Origin of the sequence: Streptomonospora arabica (assembly GCF_039531585.1) — a bacterium.
GTDB classification, from domain to species: Bacteria; Actinomycetota; Actinomycetes; order Streptosporangiales; family Streptosporangiaceae; genus Streptomonospora; species Streptomonospora halophila.
In genome coordinates, this window is sequence record NZ_BAAAQI010000001.1 from 250123 (window position 1) to 268554 (window position 18432).

Sequence of the window (18432 nt, forward strand, 5' to 3'; positions counted from 1 at the left end):
CGGTGGAGTGGGGATCGTTCCTGGCCGGGGCAGGAACCGCGCTCGCCGCGGTGGTCGCAGCGCTCGCCTTCGCCAACCAGGTCCTGGGGTACCGGCTGGAGCGACGCCGCGAGGACCGCGAGGTCAAGGACCGTGCCCAGGAGGAGGCGGATCGCCGGCAAGCCGAGGACGAGCTCCAGCGGCGCCAGCTCGCGCAGGCGAGCCTGGTGCGTGCGAGGGCCTCCTTCAACGGCGGTTCGATAGACATCCGGTTCGTCAACGACGGCGAACGCCCCGTGCAGCATCTGGAGCTGACAGATCTGCGCAGGCAGGGAGGCGAGTCCAGCGAGACCTGGACACCCAACCCGAACACCACTCCGGTGACCCGCCCCCGGGCCGACGTTCTCAGCCCGCACGGCGAAGGTCACCGGTTCTTCGCCTGGCTCCGCGATGCCGAGCGCAACCACATCACCGGATGGGTGACCTCGCTCGCCGCCCTCGGGTTCCGCTTCATGGACGCCGACGGCCAGTGGTGGTACCGCGACGGAGACGGCACGCCCCAGCGAATCGACCCGCCGAACACCGAATGATCTGCAGTGATACGCGTGCTATCTGTAGCACGCGTATCACTGAATCTGCCCTGGTCGGAAGTCAGAACGGGGGCTCGTCGCTGAACCCCCCGCCTCTGGATGGGGGAGGCGGGGGGTAGTCCTCCATCGGCTCGTGGGCGAAGTCGCCACCGCCGCGCGCATCGCGCCAGTAACGCTGGAATACGGACCTGGCGGGTTCGGGCTCCCCCTCAGGGCCGTAGCGGTGATCTGATTCCACGGTGACCAGACGATCGGGGTCGACTCCGGCCATCTGCGATAGGGCGACGAAGACAGCCTCGGCGTTCTCCCCCACCTGCGGCACGGTCTTGCCGCGCAGCATCCGGCGGACCGCCTCCTTGCTGGCGTTGCCACCGAGATCCGACTCCTGGACGTGCTTGCTGACCTTCTCCGCCGCCGGCATACCCGCTTCTCCCCACAGCCGGTACAGGGCCTCGGCGAACCTGCGGCGCGGTCCCGGCGGCAGCTCCTCCTGTGACCGTATGCCGCTCACCCGTGACAGGCACGGGGCTGAGGAACAACGGAACGAAACCCCGGAAACTGACTACTCCTCCGGACACATCTCCAATGTCGAATCCTGGCCTTGCGTACCGGTACGCCGGTGCTTCGCGTGAAGGCGTGGTGGTTCCGCGAGCGCGACGTGCTCCAGGTGCGACCGCCCCAGACCGGCGCTGCGTCGGTCTCGGTCGCCTCGAAGGGGAGGACTTCATGATCGGCATGCGGGCGGCATTGACCCTGCTCGGTAGTGCGGGGATCGGGGCTCTGGCCGCGGCGCTGACGCTGGCCGACGGTGGCTCTTGGCCGGCGGCGCTTCTAATGGGGGGAGCCGCGGCGACCGGCGCCTGCGGGCTTCTGGCCTGGCTGATCCGCTCCGCGAACGGATGCGGGGAAGCGGCGAGGGAGTGCCGGTGCACGCGCGTACCGGTACATCGGCACCACGTCCGGGGCCGGACGCACCATTGGTGGTCGGCCCGCGGCTGTAAAGAACGCGGAGACGACGTGGAGCGCGGCCGACACCGGCGCTAGCGGGAGCATACGGGTGCGACGCTGCGATTAAGCGGTTCCCAGCAGCGCCGCCAGCCACGTAACGGCCGCCCGCTCGCCGCACCCGTGTGGTTCGTCGTCGAAGGGGACGAGGTCGTCTTCACACCGGCAAGGGCAAGGCGATCGCACGCGACCCCCGCGTGGATGTAGACGGGTACCGGTACGCCGGTACCCGTCTACATTGCCATGAGCGCTCGATGAGTGGGAGCGACAGAAGACGGCCTGGCGCCGGCGGCCCGCGGGCCGGTTCGGATCATCGTGCGTTTCCTGCGCTCGGCGCCGGCTGACGGCGATCACTGGGCGGTGGTGATGATCAGTTCCTGCAACTGGGGGCACTCGACCGCGTGCCACTCCCGGACGAAGACCTCGTCCTCGTCGCGGATCACCTCCGCGTGCCAGGGCAGGCAGTCGTGGCAGGGCCAGATCGCATACGAATCGCCGTGGTCATCCTCGGCCGCGAGGTCCACCGACCCGACTGGGGCGCTATAGGTGGTGTTGGGACGTCGGTCTTCGCGTGGGGCCATCGCATCAGTATGCGGCGCGGTGGTGGCCAAGGGCGGAGCTCCGCGGGCTGAAGCAAGCCGATATACGCGCGTACCGGCACACCGGCGTCACCGACGAGGCCGCGCAGCACTCCGCGCGCTCGGGCACAGGCATCGCCTTCCAGGACCAGCAGTGATACGCCTCGCCCGGGTGCGACGCCCTACCGGGCCGCGGGGGCGTGGGTGCGCCAGGCGTCGACGGCCGCGTCCGCGTCGTCGTGGGCGCCGCCGCTCCATCCGCAGATGCAGTGCGGCTCGTGGGTGTCGGGGTCCAGATGCAGGAAGTGTCCGCTGGTCTCGCCGCGGCGGTGGACCCGGTGGGTCTGGCTGTAGTGCTTGGCCACGGTCTTGACCTCATCCATCGCCTGGACGCCCCGCGTGAGGACGTCGAGCAGCTCCTGGTGGCCTTCGGCGCGCAGTTGGTCCTCGGTCAGCTCCATGGCCACGCGGAACTGGGTGGAGGCGTTGATCATGCGCGCCACGGGGGTGCTGGTGTGCCAGAACTGGCCGTGGATTCCGCCGTGGTCGGCATCTTCGACCAGGCGGCCCTCGGCAACCAACTCCTGCATCCGGGCATAGATCCACTCCCGCTGGGCCAGCCCGCCTCGGTCGGTGCCGATGTGGCGGTGCTCGGGGCCGAACAGGTCGTCGCTCATCTCCTGCCAGATCTCGCCGGGGCGGATGATCAGCTCGCCGCCGGCGCGTTCGCGCGCCACGATCGCACGCAGCCGGTTGGCGTCGCGCTCGGTGTCGACGGGGAACCGCTCGGCGGGGTCGGCGCCGTCCAGGCGCAGCAGGTACTCGGTGATACGGCGAAGGACGCTCATCGTCACCTTCCGGGGGTCGAAGGGGGCCGGTGCATCCATGCCCGCCCGCCACCCGGCGCCAACCCCCGGCGCCGCGCGGGTTACGTGTCCTGCTGGGGCAGGTGCCGGTACACCGGTGTGTCGGTGTACGGCCGTACCGGTACGCCGGTACAAGGTCGTTCAAGGTTGATGCCACCGAGGATGGCTGGCGAGGCCCGATTTACCCCGGCACACTCGGAGGCGCCTCTGACCTGCAGCAGGACCTTCATCTGAATACTCGATCCGGGCCCGGGTGTAGGATCGCGCCGTGAATCCCAACCAGGCAGGGACGGTCGGACCCCCGGGGGCGACCGCCCCAGGCTAGCATCGTCAGCCCGGTTCGCCCTGGATGGGAGAGCTGCCATGGACAAGGCCGATGATGGGAACAGCCCGCGCCGCCGTTGGCGGGGTTGGGCGGTGAAGATCGGCGTCAGCGTGGTTCTCACCCTGCTGGCGTTCATCCGGTTCCTGCTCTCGCTGTTCGAGCAGCAGTAGAAAGGCCCTGACCAGCGGATCGCAACCGCTGAGCAGGGCCCCTCGCAGATCGGGAGCCCGCGCTGTGCTCAAGTTCGGCGCGGGCTTCCTCATGCCGCCGCACAGCTCCGTGAATCTTTTACGGGCGGAGCCGCGTGTGTGTCTCACGGCGTGCTCATGAGACGAAGCGTACTAGATAACTTCCAGGAATCCTGAGTAGAGGATTCCTGACTAGGGACTTCCAGACCCTTGGCTCTGTGAGTACTTACGGAGCCAAGACGGGAAACGACGGTGGCGAGTTCGCCGCCGTCGAGCCGGCTGCGTGGGGTGATCGTGGACATGGAGATACTGGTCATCCCTCGCCCGCCTGCAGCCACCTCCCGGCGATCCGGCCGGCGGCGGCCGGTACAGGCTACCGCTTTCACGTGTACCGGTACGCGCGCAAACCGGCACACCGGATCATTGAGGCCACTTCGGGGGCAGCGTCGTCCCGACCGCACGCAGCTCCTCCAGCCGGCGCTCGATGTCCTCCCGCGGCGTGGTCGTGTCGGCCGCCACCATCCAGTGCCCGCAGCTGGTCGATGTCGGTGTCGGGCAGGATGCCGTCGAGCTGCTCGCGGCTGATGACGGAGGACATCGACAGGGTGCCGAGGTCGCGACCACGGGCGTTCAGGGAGGCGTGCATCCATCGCCAGGCCACCCGTCCGGCCGCACGCGGGCGCACGTGCAGCTCCGGCACCGCCTGGCCGGCCTCGGGCGGCAGCAGCCGAGAGACCCACGCCGCCGCTTTGCGCACCCACCAATCCCGGTGGTCGTAGGGCGGCCGATCCAGTGGCCACATCGCTCCTCCCGAGTCCCCAGTACCGGCCTACCGGTGTACCGGTACGCCAGCACACCGGTAGGCCGGTGCCCCGGTGGCTCAGCGCCGCCGGCCGCGTGCGGTACCGCCCGAAGGGCTCGGCCCCTGGGCCGCGATGCGCTCGGCGATCTGCTCAGGGCTCATCTGCGGTCCATCCCCACGTCCGCGGGGCTCGGGTACTCGCGGCCCGGGGTGACCCACAACTCGCCGGTCCATCCCCACGTCCGCGGGGCTCGTGAGGGCCCTGTGGCCATCCTCTGGCAGAACACCGGTCCATCCCCACGTCCGCGGGGTTCGGATCGTGCGCCGCGGCCGAAGCACCGCCGTGAGCGGTCCATCCCCACGTCCGCGGGGCTCGGGTAGTAGTCGACGAGCAGGAGCTTGCGATGTGCGGTCCATCCCCACGTCCGCGGGGCTCGGTCGTCGGTGATCTGCACCGCCGAGTAGGGGTGCGGTCCATCCCCACGTCCGCGGGGCTCGGGCCGTCGCCGCCGCGCTCGTCACCGTCGTCGTGGGTCCATCCCCACGTCCGCGGGGCTCGGAGCGGCCCCTGCGTGTTGGCGCACGCGGGGGCCGGTCCATCCCCACGTCCGCGGGGCTCGGGAGACGTTGACCAGGATGCCGCCTGATGATGCCGGTCCATCCCCACGTCCGCGGGGCTCGGGCCGTGCTGGTCGAATGGCGGACGGTCCATCCCCACGTCCGCGGGGCTCGGCTGATCCAGGGCTACACCGAGACCATCAGCGTCGGTCCATCCCCACGTCCGCGGGGCTCGGGACAATGTGGACTTTTGGCTAAATGCCGATGTCGGTCCATCCCCACGTCCGCGGGGCTCGGGAATGCGGTCCGGTTGCGGTATCTGGGGTCGACGGTCCATCCCCACGTCCGCGGGGCTCGGGGTCTCGGCAAAGGGGTGTGGTCATGCGGCCCCGGTCCATCCCCACGTCCGCGGGGCTCGGCGGGGCCCAGAATCAGAACGGAAGGTCCTGACCGGTCCATCCCCACGTCCGCGGGGCTCGGTCCACGGTGGTGGCGCACCGGTCCATCAGCGGCGGTCCATCCCCACGTCCGCGGGGCTCGGCGGTCCTCGCGGTAGAGCAGGCGCGCCCGCAGCGGTCCATCCCCACGTCCGCGGGGCTCGGCTCCGTAACACATGGGATGTTTCCGCGCGGAACGGTCCATCCCCACGTCCGCGGGGCTCGGGACGGGCTGCACGCTGCCGAGGTCGCCGCTGCCGGTCCATCCCCACGTCCGCGGGGCTCGGTGACCAGTTACTGGGACCGCTACGCCGGCCAGCGGTCCATCCCCACGTCCGCGGGGCTCGGATCCGCGGGCGGTGGCCGCGCCGCTCCATGGTCGGTCCATCCCCACGTCCGCGGGGCTCGGACGATGCTGGACGCGTTCGTTGACGAGCGGTTCGGTCCATCCCCACGTCCGCGGGGCTCGGGAAACCCCTGGATCTTCTCCGTGCCCAACCGGAGGTCCATCCCCACGTCCGCGGGGCTCGGGCCGCCGCGACGAGCGGGTCGTCGTCGGTGAACGGTCCATCCCCACGTCCGCGGGGCTCGGCCGGACCCCCACTCGAAAACCGACGCCAACTCCGGTCCATCCCCACGTCCGCGGGGCTCGGCAGCAGTGAAGCATCAAGCCGACCCCACTGGCCGGTCCATCCCCACGTCCGCGGGGCTCGGCCGTTTCGCGGGCGGCCACGAGCGTGGACCCGCGGTCCATCCCCACGTCCGCGGGGCTCGGCCGAGCACCCTGGAGGCGTACTCCAGCGCGCCCGGTCCATCCCCACGTCCGCGGGGCTCGGGCGGCGCTCAGGCGCGCCACCGTGTCCTCGCGCGGTCCATCCCCACGTCCGCGGGGCTCGGTCCGGCCAAGTCCTGCAGGGATCCATCCCCAACGGTCCATCCCCACGTCCGCGGGGCTCGGGGCAGTTCGGGCCACGGGTGGTCGGCGAGGTACGGTCCATCCCCACGTCCGCGGGGCTCGGCTGGTCATGATGGCGCGGCTGTCGACCACCGACGGTCCATCCCCACGTCCGCGGGGCTCGGGCGGCCTGCTGGCGGGCGGCCGCGACGCGCTTCGGTCCATCCCCACGTCCGCGGGGCTCGGGTGGGACGCCGACGAACAGGCAGCGCTCGACGCGGTCCATCCCCACGTCCGCGGGGCTCGGGAGATCACCAGAGTCAGCGCGCCACCCTTGATCGGTCCATCCCCACGTCCGCGGGGCTCGGAGTGGGTTCCCGATCGCGGTCCGCGAGTTGAACGGTCCATCCCCACGTCCGCGGGGCTCGGGTGCTCTTACCGATGACCGTGTACACACGGGCCGGTCCATCCCCACGTCCGCGGGGCTCGGCGCTCGGCCGCCGCGATGATCTGGTCGGCGGCCGGTCCATCCCCACGTCCGCGGGGCTCGGGCCTACGTCCGGTGCCGGTGCGGCACCTGGTACGGTCCATCCCCACGTCCGCGGGGCTCGGCCCGACAGCCAGCGCGCTGTCAAGGTCGACATCGGTCCATCCCCACGTCCGCGGGGCTCGGCCGCGCCGGATCCGCCGGCGGACGGAGCCGTCCGGTCCATCCCCACGTCCGCGGGGCTCGGCCCGACAGCCAGCGCGCTGTCAAGGTCGACATCGGTCCATCCCCACGTCCGCGGGGCTCGGTCCCGGGTAGTCGGTCAGTTCCTCGAACGCGTCGGTCCATCCCCACGTCCGCGGGGCTCGGGGCCAGCCCGACTTTCCGAACTTGTCGCTGAGCGGTCCATCCCCACGTCCGCGGGGCTCGGGAGGTGTCGGGGTCGGGTTCGTCGGCCAGCGCCGGTCCATCCCCACGTCCGCGGGGCTCGGTTTTTTTAGGAGGGCCCGGTTGCAGCCGGGCCCGGTCCATCCCCACGTCCGCGGGGCTCGGAAGACCGCCCACTGGGTGAACTTGCGGAACCGCGGTCCATCCCCACGTCCGCGGGGCTCGGGGTGCACAGGCACGCTGTCACGTGGGACGGGCAGGTCCATCCCCACGTCCGCGGGGCTCGGCAGGCCTGAGCCGTCCGGCGGCCAACCTTCTTCGGTCCATCCCCACGTCCGCGGGGCTCGGGGCGACTTCGCGGGTGACGTAGGCGGGGGCCACGGTCCATCCCCACGTCCGCGGGGCTCGGAACCACACCCCTCAGGCGGCGCCTGGGGGGTTTCGGTCCATCCCCACGTCCGCGGGGCTCGGCGTGATGACTCCGGAGTACTGCAGAGAAAACCCGGTCCATCCCCACGTCCGCGGGGCTCGGGCCCAGCACGGTCGAGCGCGCCTTGCCTTCGGCGGTCCATCCCCACGTCCGCGGGGCTCGGGCGAGCGCCCGCACGATCACCGGATCGGGGCGCGGTCCATCCCCACGTCCGCGGGGCTCGGACGCTCGCCCAGTGCGACAGGGCGGCGCGCAGCGGTCCATCCCCACGTCCGCGGGGCTCGGCCAGCCCCGCCCCTCGCGCGCCGGGGGCGGGGCGGTCCATCCCCACGTCCGCGGGGCTCGGGAGGAGCCCGATCCGGAGGCCATCCACGGCTACGGTCCATCCCCACGTCCGCGGGGCTCGGGTCCACATCGACGTCCTCAGCGCCGACCTGAGCGGTCCATCCCCACGTCCGCGGGGCTCGGACGGAACGCAATCGCGGTGTACGACGTGCAAGCGGTCCATCCCCACGTCCGCGGGGCTCGGCGTGTGGTCCTCGACTTCGAGACGCGTAATGTCGGTCCATCCCCACGTCCGCGGGGCTCGGTGCCCTTTCGCGTCGATCACGACCGCCGCCGGCGGTCCATCCCCACGTCCGCGGGGCTCGGCAAAGGCACCGAGACAGGAGCCGCCGTTTTGCCGGTCCATCCCCACGTCCGCGGGGCTCGGACTTAACGACCTGCAGAAACGTGCACCGTTACCAATTCTCCACCGAAAATGACCGACTGAGCGGGACTCGCGTATTCACCCAACAACTTTCGGTCACGAGCGGGTCCACGATTTATTATCACACCGCTGCCCTATCGAAGCGGCCTTGCCGCCCCCACTGCTTGATCAGTCGTCCCCAGCGGTCCTTATGGGCGAAACGGACCGCAATGTCGCGACCGGTGGGGAGGGAGCCGTCCTCGCGACGGTTCTCCAGCGCCCAGCGCCAGGCCTCGATCTGGACACGCGGTACTGCAGCCGACGGATTCACGGTCTCCGCGGCGATGGTCGCCCCGTGCTCGGCTGTCGCCTCGACCACGTGCAGCCGGGGGCGGGCGTCCCCGGTCGCCCCGCGCATATCCACCGCTTCGGACGGAGCGGACGCCTCCGGATCGGCTTGCTCGGCCTCGGCAGTGCGTACCGCTTGCTCATCGCTGGTGTTCGCCGTGCGTACGCCGCGGGCGTCGATGCGGAACTCGCGCGTGAGCAACTCGTAGGCACCCATCAGGGCGAAGCTCGGCCAGGCGTGGATCACCCGCGACCACAGCGTCGGGTCGGCGACCGCGATGTTGGCCGCAAGGGACGCCACGCTCCCCAGGATCAGCAGCGTCCACGGCAGCAGGCCGCCGCGCCGGCCGTGCCTTGCATCGGCCAGCAGCGCCATCGACGACGCGACGATCATCCCATCGACGGAGAGCGGAAACAGGGCCGCGCGCCAGGCGGGCTCGCCGTGGCGTTGGGCCAGCTCGTACATATGGCTGTAGCTCACCACCGCGGCGATGCCAGCCAAAAGGAACACGGCGGCGATGGTTGTCCAGCGGGACCAGCGGGAAGAATCCATCGCAGGTCACCGCCCGTCCAGCTCGAAGGACGTGGACAGGGCGAAGGCATGTGCCAGAGGTTGGTCTCCCCCTCGGACACAAACACCTATACGCCCATCGAACCCCCATCGTTCTCGTCCGAACGTGTCAGCGCCACCGGGCCGACCACCTGCTCGGCAGAGGAAGCCTTTCGGCGATCGTGGCCGCTTCGCCTTCTGCCGACGAACCGAATCAACGAAGGCGCTGGTGTCGTTGCTGACCCTCAGCACATAGAGTTCGTAAGTCGCCGAGCCGACAGCGGAACCCAGGATGAAGCGCGCCTCCCACTCTCCCGTGCCGTTTTCGGGGGACTCTACGGCACGCATGTAGTAGGGCCTTTCCGCGGTGCCGCGGGTTGCGATCCACAATTCCGCCACGCTGGCCGTGCTCTCGCCCGTGACCGTCACACAGCGGTGAACGGCGACCCTCGGGGCATGAACCGACAAGCCCGGATGCAGATCACCGGTGACATCGCGCCAGGTGATGTCGAGGAACGTCTGAGCGACCGTCAGCACTGCCGATCCTCCGCCGACGGCGACCTCCAACAGGGTGCGGTTCCGCCTCCACCGACCCGGCTGGGCACTCCGGTCTCCTGGACGACGACTGATCACGCATTCGCGATCCTTGGTCCTATTCTACCTCTTCGAAAGGTTCGTATGAAAGCGAAGCACACAGGAGGAATTTTCGGACTCAGTGACCTCTGACGCATTGGGGTTTTCGGCCATTCGTTATGCGTGATCCTTGAAGGGCGAAGCCGACCGTCATCCTCTGCTGTCGTAGGGGGTCGTTAGAGTCCTGCATGTAACCCCCAGGCCGTATCAACGGTGACGGCGAAGCCGCGGCAGGAGTGTCATGAGCAGCAACGAGGACCCTGGGTATGACGCCGGAGAAGTGTTGGGACCGCACCATCCTCTGGTGTCGGGGGCGGTGCCGCTGCCTCCGCCGCTGACCACGACCGCGCCGCTGCTCCTCAACACCCACGATTTGTCGTGGGAGGCGGTCGAGCATCTGGTCGCGGCGCTGGCTCTGCAGGTGGACCGAGCTCGCGAAGCGCGACTGTACGGGCGGCGCGGCCAGGCTCAGCAGGGAATCGACGTGGTCGCGTTCTTCGACTCCCACCGTCCGACGGTGTACCAAGCCAAGAACTACGCAATTTTCACCCCCGGCGATCTGCGCGCGGCGGTCTCCGCTTTCACCGACGGACTTCGCCCCTTCCACGCCGAGCGGCTCGTCGTGGTCACCACGGCGAGCGTCGCCGACACCCGTATTGATCAGGAGCTGGCGGCACTGCGCGAACGACACGCCGACCTCGGGATCGACCTATGGGGGCAAAAACAGCTTTCCGACACCCTTTACGACAACCCGGAGGTGGTGCGGCGGTTTTTCGGCGAGGCGACCATGCAGGTGTTCTGCCGCCCGCTGACCCCACAGGATCTTCCCGGCGTCGGCGCCGCCAGCCCTCAAGAGGTCGAGGACTACCTGCGGGAGGCGGCCGCCTCCCTGGCCGCCGGCCTGGATGACCAGGTGCCGTTGAAGGTTGCGGCCGACGAGGGCACCGAGTCCTTTCCTTCCACTGATCTGGCGTCCTGGTTGGGTCAACGCGGCCACGCTCAGCTGGTGGGCCCCTCGGGGGCTGGAAAGAGCCACGCCCTGACCCACACCGCGATCCAGCTGGCCGCTTCCGAGCGGTTTCCCGTCCTCGCACGCGCCGGCGTCTATCAGGGGCGGCTGGAGCCGTGGTTGGACGAGGCGGTCGCGCCTCACAGTCCGCACACGGCAGCCGTATTGGTCGATGCGGCTCGGCGGCACGGGTACCCGGTGTTCGTGCTGGTCGATGCGACCAACGAGTGCCCCGAACCGCTGCGTACGAGGCTGGCCGAGCAGTTGGGCGCCTGGTCTCGGCGCACCGGCGCCACCGTGGTCTTCTGCGGACAGCAGGTCTTGGAGGTACCCACGGCGTTGTCGGGCGCGCGGCTGAGTCTTCGCGCCCCCGACTCCGATCAGCGGGCGGCCGTTCTGCGTTGCCATGGCGCCGAGGACATCGAGGAGCGCTGTGAGGCCTTCACCACCCCGCTGGAGCTGGCACTGGCCGCGCGCCTGGCGCATCAGTTGCCGCCGCGGGCAGGGCGCGCCGACCTGCTGGACGCCTTCGTCCGGGATCGGCTGCGCAGCTGCACCTCGCCTGCGGTGATCCGCTACGTCCTGCAGCAGTGGGCGCTGCTGATGGACCAACGGCTGGTGGCCTGGCTGCCGATCGCCGAGGCGGAACGCGTCGCCGCACACGAACTGTCACAGCATGAGATCCCCGTGCGCGTCGTGGATGAGATCCTCTCCTTGCCGCTGGTGGAGGTGCGCAAGCATCGGGTCGGCTTCTGCCACGAGCTGTTCGGGCGGCTGCTGGCGGCCGAAGGACTGTTGCGGCGCCACACCGACCCGGCGGAGTTGGCCGGTGCGCTGTCCCGCCCTCAGCACCGCGACCTCGGCGAGCTTGCGGTTCCGCTGGAGGGGGACCCGCAGCGCGTACATGCCCAGCTGGCCGCGTTGTGCGACGGCGGACTGCTCACCGCGGCGCTGCGGGGACGCCTGGGGCCTGTGGCCGACGAGGTCGTCTATGCCGAGGCACAGCGCCTGCTCGACGAAGCCGTCGAGGCCATGTCCACCGCCCGCATCGTGTTCCCCTCCGACTTCGCCGACACCTTTCGGTATGAGGTGGAGACAGCACATGGCCCCTGGAGCGGCTACGAGATCGCCTTGTTCGGGGCCGTGGGCGCGACCGCGCGCGACGGACGGTTCCTCGACAGGCTGCTCGAACTGCTGCTCCGGACCGACGCGGCGTGTCGACGCACCGCCGCAGGAGCCGACGCCGACCATCAGCAGGTGTCGCCGTCGATGATCGGCGCGGTCCTTGACGGTCCGATCTACGCCGACTCGAATCGGGTGCCGGCCGATCACATTCTTGAAAGCGTGCGGTTCCATCTTCCGCTGTCCCGGTACGCGGCGAGCTTCCACGGTCCGGTCCAGGTGCGTGCTCTGGCCTCGGCGCTGGAAGCGATTCGACACGAGGACATCGGGCCGCTGATGTTGCTGTGCAGGCTGGTGGCCTACACCGAGGATGTTGAAGCCGCCCGCCTGGTGCCCGACCTGTTGGCCAAGGCGTGGGCCTCCGGCGCCTACCACCTGCGTCTGCAAGGGCTGGAAACGGCCATGAGCGTCCGCAGTCTCGCCGACGCCGCCACCATCGCTCGGATCGTCGAACATCTGGACTCGATGACTCCCGACAACATCTGGCTATCGACCCAGCTCGTCGACGTTTTGAACGTCTACGATCTGATCGAATCCCCCTACGCGCCCGAGGACGTCGCCTCCCAGATCGCCGAGGTGCTGGCCAACCCGGACCATCCGAGCGCCCAGAGCCGCGCCGACACGATCCTCAGCAACCAGTTCGAAAACGTCATCGGCGAACCCTACGGGCAGACCCTCGCGGCACTGGACGCCACCCAACACACCGCATTGCGCATCATCGCCACCTCTAGTGGGGACGCGCACCTCTTCACCAGTCTCTACCTCCGCGAACTGCTGCGCGGCGGTGATCCCGCCGCGATGGTCTCCTACCGGCACTGGGCCCGCCACCTCGACGTTGCCAACCCCTTCCGGCAAGAAGCCGTCTCCTGCCACCTCCTCGGCATCCAAGGGTGCGCCGCACACACCGAGACACCGCCCGTGCTTCTCGCCGAGCACCACGGGAACGACGCCGATGCCTGGCGCTGCTACGGCCGGATCCTCTTCTGGCTGCAGCGCCCCGGCCTTTCGCCGGAACAACAGGAGGAATATTGCCGGCCCCTCTGGCGGCTTCTGACCACCGACCTACGTGACGCCGCCGTCGACCCCCTTCGTCAGATGCACTCCTCCGCTCTCTCCAGCCGCGATCTCACCGACACCGCCCTCGGGCGTCTCATGGACACCTTCCCCGGCGAGATTCGCACGGTTTTGCACCATGGGCTCGCCGCTCCCGAGAGGATGACCTCCTTGTTCCCGCACCCGTCGGGTCCCGGCAGCGACGATGTCGTCATCTGGCTCACCGGCGAGGTCGGCGACGCCTCCTCCCTGCCCTACCTCGCGCCCTATGTCGACCATCCGGTGTCCGGTGTCTCCGCCGTCGACTCCTGGCGCGACATCAAAGGCCGAATCGACGGGTGAGACCGAGCCGACCTTCGGTGTTCCCGAACCGTGGGGACTACTCGACGCCGGTCCTTCGAAAGGCCAGTTCCCTCGGCTCCTTCAGCAGTTCCATCCGCTTCCAGTGACGCCATCGGCCGGCCAGGTATTCTTTTCGCTCGTCGGTCATCATGACCGACCTCCGCAGCGCCTCCGACGGATCCCCCAATATGAGAGCGTTTTGGCCGGAATAGACCGTGGTGCCGTAGCGAGGGGAGAACGCGAACGGGCGGGGACCGTCTGCGGTCATGGTGACGGTCACGGAACAGGCGTGGTCGTAGCGGGGTCGCAGAGCGTCGAAGCTCATGAACGACTCGTCCCCGCGGCGTTGACCGTCGCGCTTATGTCGGAGCGTGCCGGCGTCATGGTGTCCCCCACCGCGCCGGAACTCCGCCTCCCGCCCGTAGACCAGGACGAACTGCGGTTCCAGCGGACGATCGTCGTAGCGGTCCGTGAAAAGGAACCGGTCTCGAAACGATGCCTTGTTTCCCTCCCGGGCGAACCAGGAGCGCCAATCGTTCAATTGGTCGTGTGCGTCGCGGAAGTGGGCCGTGGGCCGGCGGTTGGCCTGGAACCATCGTTTGGACGGTTTCTCGATCTCAACGAGGATCGGGGTGATCAGCGCGGACGACCGCGTGATCCACATGAAGTCCGGTTCGAACTCCGGCCCGCTGCCCCTCAGGCGTGGACGACGAAAGACGGCTGAGAGTTCGGAGCCGTGGTGTCCTCCGGGTCCGATGTCTCCGCTCCCGCCGGGGATCATCGCCGGGTGCAGCTCCAGGAACCTTTGAACCTGGTCCTCTTCGGGCTCACGGCTGAGAAGGTCGTACCACTCGGACAAGACCGAGTCGCTATAGGTGGTCCATCCCATGCGTCGTGGCCGCTCAGGGGTGGTATCGGGCTGCCACCGATCCTTCGTCTCATTCGCTTTTTCTTTCGTGCTCGGTTCCATCAAGCGACACTTTCTTTCTGACCGAGAGACTCGGTTTCTGATCAGTGCTGCTGAACTGTGGCCCGACTCGAGCAGACGAGTCGCTTCGTCGTCCATGCCGTGACGCGGAGCCCGAGGCCGTCTCCGGGCCTCACGACGGCCGTCCGCCCCCGGAGGGTCCCGGTCACGATTCCCATTCCCAGCCCGCTTCTCGGCACGCTGGTGCTGGGGGACCGTTGCCCGCCCGCCTGGTCGGAGTCGTTGCGCGGTTGTGACCGTCGCGGGCCCCGCACACCGAGGGCGATCGATCCTCCGTTCGGCTTCGGGAGGGAGGGTGGGTGGCCCGTCGTCCCCCCGGGCCTTCCCACAGGAGGATGAGCCCTCCTCGGCGCGCCACGGCGTCTTCATGGGGGCTCGGGCCCCGGGTTCGCCTTCAGACGCTCGGCCACGGCCTGGATGTCCTTCTCCGCTGCCAGGTGGACGACGCCGTAGCGGTCGGCGGGCGCCAAGTTGATCGTCTCGAAGGCGAACGAGGGCGCGGCGCCGTGGAGGATGCGTTCGGGCGGCTCCTTGCGTCCCCGGCCTGCGTTGCGGAACCGGTCGTTGCCCACGTAGATGCTCAGCACGGTGTGGCCCCACCAGGCGTCCACCCGGAACAGCGCGTCGGCCAAGGGGTGGAAGCGGACGTCGATCCCGTGGATGCGCAGCAGGGTGATCAGATGTATCTCACGCACGGAGGAGTAGTAGGCGTTGCCGACGCGCCAACGCATGGCGTCGTGGGCGACGGCGCTCGTGGTGCCGTGGGAGTCCTGCACCTCGGCGATCTTCGCTTGGGCCGGCAGCCACAGCGCCCGACGGGCCACCGGATCGTTCTCGCAGAAGCGGCGGAACTCCTGCCAGGTCGGCAGGTGCCCCAGCGTCTCCAGGGCGTGGTGGAAGACGTGGGTGAAGGCGAAGTCGGGCTCCCAGTCGACGATGTCGGCCACGCTCTCGGCTTGGGCGCGTTTGACGCGGCCCAGGGCGTGCTCGTCCTCACCGGAGGGGCAACGGACCCGCTCCAGGTCGTCGCGGGTCAGCGTGTAGAGGACCCGGGTGGTGTGGGCAAGGACGTGGGGCACCACGTCGGCGCGGCGGTGTCCGGTGCTCCAGGTGTCGTACTTGTGTTTGGCGTTGGCGGTGACGTTGAAAAGATCGCGGACCTCCTCGGAGGTCGTGACGGGCCGGCCCACGCGGTTCTCCCCACTGCTCGCGGCGATGGCGCCGATTCTGCGCAGATACTAGGAAAAGCCTCTGACACCGCGGCGGCACACGAAAGGGGAAATCCGGCTCTACGGTCTCGCCGTGCGTGCACGGACCAGGTCGGCGACGCGCTGGGCGGCGGCGTGGGGATCCTCACGCTCCCAGACGCGGATCGCCGCCCACCCGGCCTGCTCCAGCAGGCGGTCGGTTTCGGCGTCGCGCTCGCGGGTGCGGCGCACCTTGGCCGCCCGGAATCCGGTGTTGGTGGCGGCGACGGTGTGGTGGCGGGGACAGCCGTGCCAGAAGCAACCGTCCAGGAACACCGCCACTTTCGCGCGGGTGAAGACCAGGTCGGCGGTGCGGCGCACGCCGGGCAACGGGCGGATCGAGACCCGGTAGCGCAGGCCCAGGGCGTGCGTTGCGCGGCGCAACGCGAGTTCGGGCTTGGTGTCGCGCCCCTTGTTCGAACGCATGCTGGGCCGCACGGCCGGGCTGGAGGCCCACGATGCGGCAGGACGGTTCATGCCCGCCAATCTGAGGGCGCCGCGGGTGTGAGAGGTGGGGCACCGGCGGCGTGACGAGGCTTGTCTTGTCGGTGGGGCCTCGTACGATCGTTGCGTGACGACTACGTTGATCGACCTGTTCGCCGGCTGCGGCGGGATGACGGCCGGTTTCACCGAGGAGGGGTTCGTCCCCGTCTTGGCGGCCGAGCACAATCTCCACGCGGCCGCGACCTACGCCGCCAACTTCGGGGAGGACCACGTCTTCAACGCCTCCACCGAGGGCGGCTTCTCCGGCGACATCGAGGCCCTGCCCGACGAGGCGATCCCCGAGGCCGACGTGGTCATCGGCGGCCCACCGTGCCAGGGGTTCTCCAACCTGGGCAGCCGCGACGTGGACGACCCCCGCAACAAGCTGTGGAAGCAGTACATCCGGGTGGTCCAGCACGCGCGACCGAAGGTCTTCGTCATCGAGAACGTCGACCGGTTCATGCGCAGCAGCGAGTTCGCGCTGTTGCTGTCGGAGGCCGACGGCGGGCTGCTGCGCGACTACACCCTCTCCTACGGGGTCCTCAACGCCGCCGACTACGGGGTGGCCCAACGCCGGCTGCGCACGATCGTGATCGGATCCCGGGTCGGTCGGATCCCGCTGCCCGAGCCCACCCACTCCCGCCAGCCTCAGCTGGACGAGACGGTGATGCCCTGGCGCACGGTGCGTGAGCGTATCGCCGAGCTGCCGGAGGTGCCGGCCACCACCACGCTGCCCGGCTCCACCACCACCCGTCTCAACGCGACGCTGCCCGGGGAGTTCAAGTGGCTCGACCTGCACATCGGCCGCAACCCCACCGAGTTGTCGCTGCGCCGCTACGACCTCATCCCCCCGGGCGGGGGCCGGTTCGATCTGCCCGTGGACCTGCTGCCCGACTGCTGGCGCAACAAGACCAGCGGCACCACCGACGTGATGGGCCGGATGCGCTGGGATGCGCCCTCCCTGACCATCCGCACGGAGTTCTTCAAGCCCGAGAAGGGCCAGTACCTGCACCCGCAGTGGGAGCCCGGATCCCACGCGCGGCGGGTCAACCGTCCCATCACCCACTTGGAGGCCGCCCTGCTCCAGGACTTCAGCCCGCGCTTCGTCTGGTGCGGCACCAAGATCGAGATCGCCCGCCAGATCGGCAACGCCGTCCCGGTCGGACTGGCGCAGGCCATCGCGCGGCACCTGCGCGCCCACCTCGTCTGAGGAGTATCACCAACGGGTCAGGGTGTCGGCCAGGTTCGCATAGCTCAGCAGGCGGCGCTGCTCCACGCACTCCTGCCAGGCCTCCTGCTGCTGCGGGGTCGCGTGGTGCTCGACCGAGTGTTGCAGCGCGTCGAAGGCGATGTGATAGACCGCGTCGACCTCGCCGGTGCCCCGGGCGATGGACACGAGCCGACTGGGCAGGGGCTCGGCCGTGACGGCGATGAGGTGGGGTTGACGTCCGCGCCGGTGGCGGATCATCTGATTGCACTCGTGGCGGATGTTCTGCACGCGGTCAGAACGGATCGTCCACTTGCAGGAGACGGCCGCGTGCAGGAACGGGTCGGCCCCCAGCACGTCGAAATCGACCAGGCCCACGGTGACGTCGGGTTTGATCAGGTAGTCCTGGCCGATGGTGATCCGCAGCTCCGCGTTGGTCCGCACCAGCTCGTCCACCCGCTGCAGGTGCGCGTACTGGGCGAAGTGCGAGATGACCTTGCCGCGATCGACCTCCCAGTGCCGGTGCGGCGCCGATTCGGCGAGGGCCGAACGGATGTCGTCGCGCACCAGACGCTCCAGCTCGGGGCCGGGCTCACGCGCGATCGCCTCCTGCGGTTCCAACTCCAGGGCCTCCAGCATGCCCGCGGCGATGCGCACGGAGGCGTCGCTGTCGGAGTCGGCGCAGTTGGGGACGGGGCGGCTGCGCCCTCGCGGATTTCTCCAGCCGAGCAGGCGCCGGGCAAACGGTGCGGTCACCGGGGAACCGTAGTGGATCGACGACAGCCCGACAAACGACCGCTTCTTCCTCCACACCGAAACCCGACATCCATCTCCGGTCAATGTAACGAGGTGCCACCGGGGAATTACAACGAGCCCTTTTCATCGCGCTGCGCGTAGCTGAAGGACCAGCACCGCTCGGGCGATCTCGGTAGCGCGGTGCGGGCATCGTGGGATGACGACAAGGGCTCAGCTCGCGGTCCGTTCGATCGCACGATTATGAGGTGGGATGACGTCCAGGATCGATGGATCGCCGTCGCGCGGACTGCGGGGAGGTGACTCCCGCCTGACCGTGGAAATGCGGCTGGAGGCAGAGCGTGACGGGGGCCCAAGGAATCCGTCATCTCGTCCGTTTCCGGGACGTTGAGTTGATTTCTTCCTGGGCGCCCAGGTCACAG

Annotated in this window: 14 protein-coding genes and 1 CRISPR repeat array; of the genes, 4 read left to right on the forward strand and 10 right to left on the reverse strand. The window is 69.2% G+C overall.

The genetic code is table 11. From position 1 onward, the window contains the following. The first annotated feature begins 2 nt into the window (after window positions 1-2). Window positions 3-569: a hypothetical protein gene (locus ABD284_RS01110; protein ID WP_344139922.1), complete on the forward strand. Its 567-nt coding sequence runs from the start codon at window positions 3-5 to the stop codon at window positions 567-569. A gap of 61 nt (window positions 570-630) precedes the next feature. On the opposite strand, the gene ABD284_RS01115 is transcribed toward ABD284_RS01110, so the two are convergent. From ABD284_RS01115 to ABD284_RS01125, 3 genes are all read right to left on the reverse strand, one after another. Continuing rightward, the gene (locus ABD284_RS01115) at window positions 631-1080 is read right to left on the reverse strand and encodes a hypothetical protein (protein WP_344139925.1); all 450 of its coding nucleotides are present in this window, start codon (window positions 1078-1080) and stop codon (window positions 631-633) included. An 844-nt stretch (window positions 1081-1924) separates the two neighbouring features. Beyond that, the gene (locus ABD284_RS01120; RefSeq protein WP_344139929.1) at window positions 1925-2155 is read right to left on the reverse strand and encodes a hypothetical protein; all 231 of its coding nucleotides are present in this window, start codon (window positions 2153-2155) and stop codon (window positions 1925-1927) included. Between the two features lie 179 nt (window positions 2156-2334). Then, a complete protein-coding gene (locus tag ABD284_RS01125; RefSeq protein ID WP_344139932.1) occupies window positions 2335-3000 on the reverse strand; it encodes a hypothetical protein in 666 nt (221 codons plus the stop codon). A gap of 381 nt (window positions 3001-3381) precedes the next feature. Here ABD284_RS01125 and ABD284_RS01130 point away from each other — a divergent pair, with 381 nt between their 5' ends. Then, window positions 3382-3513, forward strand: a complete 132-nt coding sequence (locus ABD284_RS01130; RefSeq protein WP_344139934.1) for a hypothetical protein — start codon at window positions 3382-3384, stop codon at window positions 3511-3513. Between the two features lie 400 nt (window positions 3514-3913). On the opposite strand, the gene ABD284_RS01135 is transcribed toward ABD284_RS01130, so the two are convergent. The 3 genes from ABD284_RS01135 to ABD284_RS01145 form a co-directional block, all read right to left on the reverse strand. After that, a complete protein-coding gene (locus tag ABD284_RS01135) occupies window positions 3914-4333 on the reverse strand; it encodes a hypothetical protein (RefSeq protein WP_344139938.1) in 420 nt (139 codons plus the stop codon). Between the two features lie 165 nt (window positions 4334-4498). Further along, a CRISPR array of direct repeats spans window positions 4499-8239; the repeat unit is 29 nt; unit sequence CGGTCCATCCCCACGTCCGCGGGGCTCGG. A 118-nt stretch (window positions 8240-8357) separates the two neighbouring features. After that, on the reverse strand, window positions 8358-9116 hold the full coding sequence (locus ABD284_RS01140) for a DUF2637 domain-containing protein (protein ID WP_344139941.1): 759 nt from the start codon (window positions 9114-9116) through the stop codon (window positions 8358-8360). Between the two features lie 6 nt (window positions 9117-9122). Then, window positions 9123-9650, reverse strand: a complete 528-nt coding sequence (locus ABD284_RS01145; protein WP_344139944.1) for a hypothetical protein — start codon at window positions 9648-9650, stop codon at window positions 9123-9125. Window positions 9651-9987: 337 nt separating this feature from the next. Between ABD284_RS01145 and ABD284_RS01150 the strand changes: the two genes are divergently transcribed. After that, window positions 9988-13332, forward strand: a complete 3345-nt coding sequence (locus ABD284_RS01150; protein ID WP_344139947.1) for a hypothetical protein — start codon at window positions 9988-9990, stop codon at window positions 13330-13332. 37 nt (window positions 13333-13369) lie between these two features. Here ABD284_RS01150 and ABD284_RS01155 read toward each other — a convergent pair whose 3' ends face one another. The 3 genes from ABD284_RS01155 to ABD284_RS01165 form a co-directional block, all read right to left on the reverse strand. Further along, window positions 13370-14302, reverse strand: a complete 933-nt coding sequence (locus ABD284_RS01155; RefSeq protein WP_344139950.1) for a Shedu anti-phage system protein SduA domain-containing protein — start codon at window positions 14300-14302, stop codon at window positions 13370-13372. A 383-nt stretch (window positions 14303-14685) separates the two neighbouring features. Continuing rightward, window positions 14686-15510, reverse strand: a complete 825-nt coding sequence (locus ABD284_RS01160) for a hypothetical protein (protein WP_344139953.1) — start codon at window positions 15508-15510, stop codon at window positions 14686-14688. 99 nt (window positions 15511-15609) lie between these two features. Beyond that, a complete protein-coding gene (locus tag ABD284_RS01165; protein ID WP_344140756.1) occupies window positions 15610-15993 on the reverse strand; it encodes a very short patch repair endonuclease in 384 nt (127 codons plus the stop codon). 145 nt (window positions 15994-16138) lie between these two features. Between ABD284_RS01165 and ABD284_RS01170 the strand changes: the two genes are divergently transcribed. Next, window positions 16139-17260 carry a DNA cytosine methyltransferase gene (locus ABD284_RS01170; protein WP_344139956.1) on the forward strand — a complete coding sequence of 374 codons (1122 nt, stop codon included), beginning with the start codon at window positions 16139-16141 and terminating at the stop codon, window positions 17258-17260. Between the two features lie 6 nt (window positions 17261-17266). Here the strand turns inward: ABD284_RS01170 and ABD284_RS01175 are convergent, their stop codons facing one another. Next, a complete protein-coding gene (locus ABD284_RS01175; protein ID WP_344139959.1) occupies window positions 17267-18013 on the reverse strand; it encodes an NgoMIV family type II restriction endonuclease in 747 nt (248 codons plus the stop codon). Window positions 18014-18432 lie beyond the last annotated feature (419 nt).

What these genes read in the sequence shown, in the direction of transcription:
- ABD284_RS01120 (WP_344139929.1), bottom strand. Translation starts at nt 2,155, where the DNA reads ATGGCCCCACGCGAAGACCGACGTCCCAACACCACCTATAGCGCCCCA.
- ABD284_RS01125 (WP_344139932.1), bottom strand. Translation starts at nt 3,000, where the DNA reads ATGAGCGTCCTTCGCCGTATCACCGAGTACCTGCTGCGCCTGGACGGC.
- ABD284_RS01130 (WP_344139934.1), top strand. Translation starts at nt 3,382, where the DNA reads ATGGACAAGGCCGATGATGGGAACAGCCCGCGCCGCCGTTGGCGGGGT.
- ABD284_RS01135 (WP_344139938.1), bottom strand. Translation starts at nt 4,333, where the DNA reads ATGTGGCCACTGGATCGGCCGCCCTACGACCACCGGGATTGGTGGGTG.
- ABD284_RS01140 (WP_344139941.1), bottom strand. Translation starts at nt 9,116, where the DNA reads ATGGATTCTTCCCGCTGGTCCCGCTGGACAACCATCGCCGCCGTGTTC.
- ABD284_RS01150 (WP_344139947.1), top strand. Translation starts at nt 9,988, where the DNA reads ATGAGCAGCAACGAGGACCCTGGGTATGACGCCGGAGAAGTGTTGGGA.
- ABD284_RS01155 (WP_344139950.1), bottom strand. Translation starts at nt 14,302, where the DNA reads ATGGAACCGAGCACGAAAGAAAAAGCGAATGAGACGAAGGATCGGTGG.
- ABD284_RS01165 (WP_344140756.1), bottom strand. Translation starts at nt 15,993, where the DNA reads ATGCGTTCGAACAAGGGGCGCGACACCAAGCCCGAACTCGCGTTGCGC.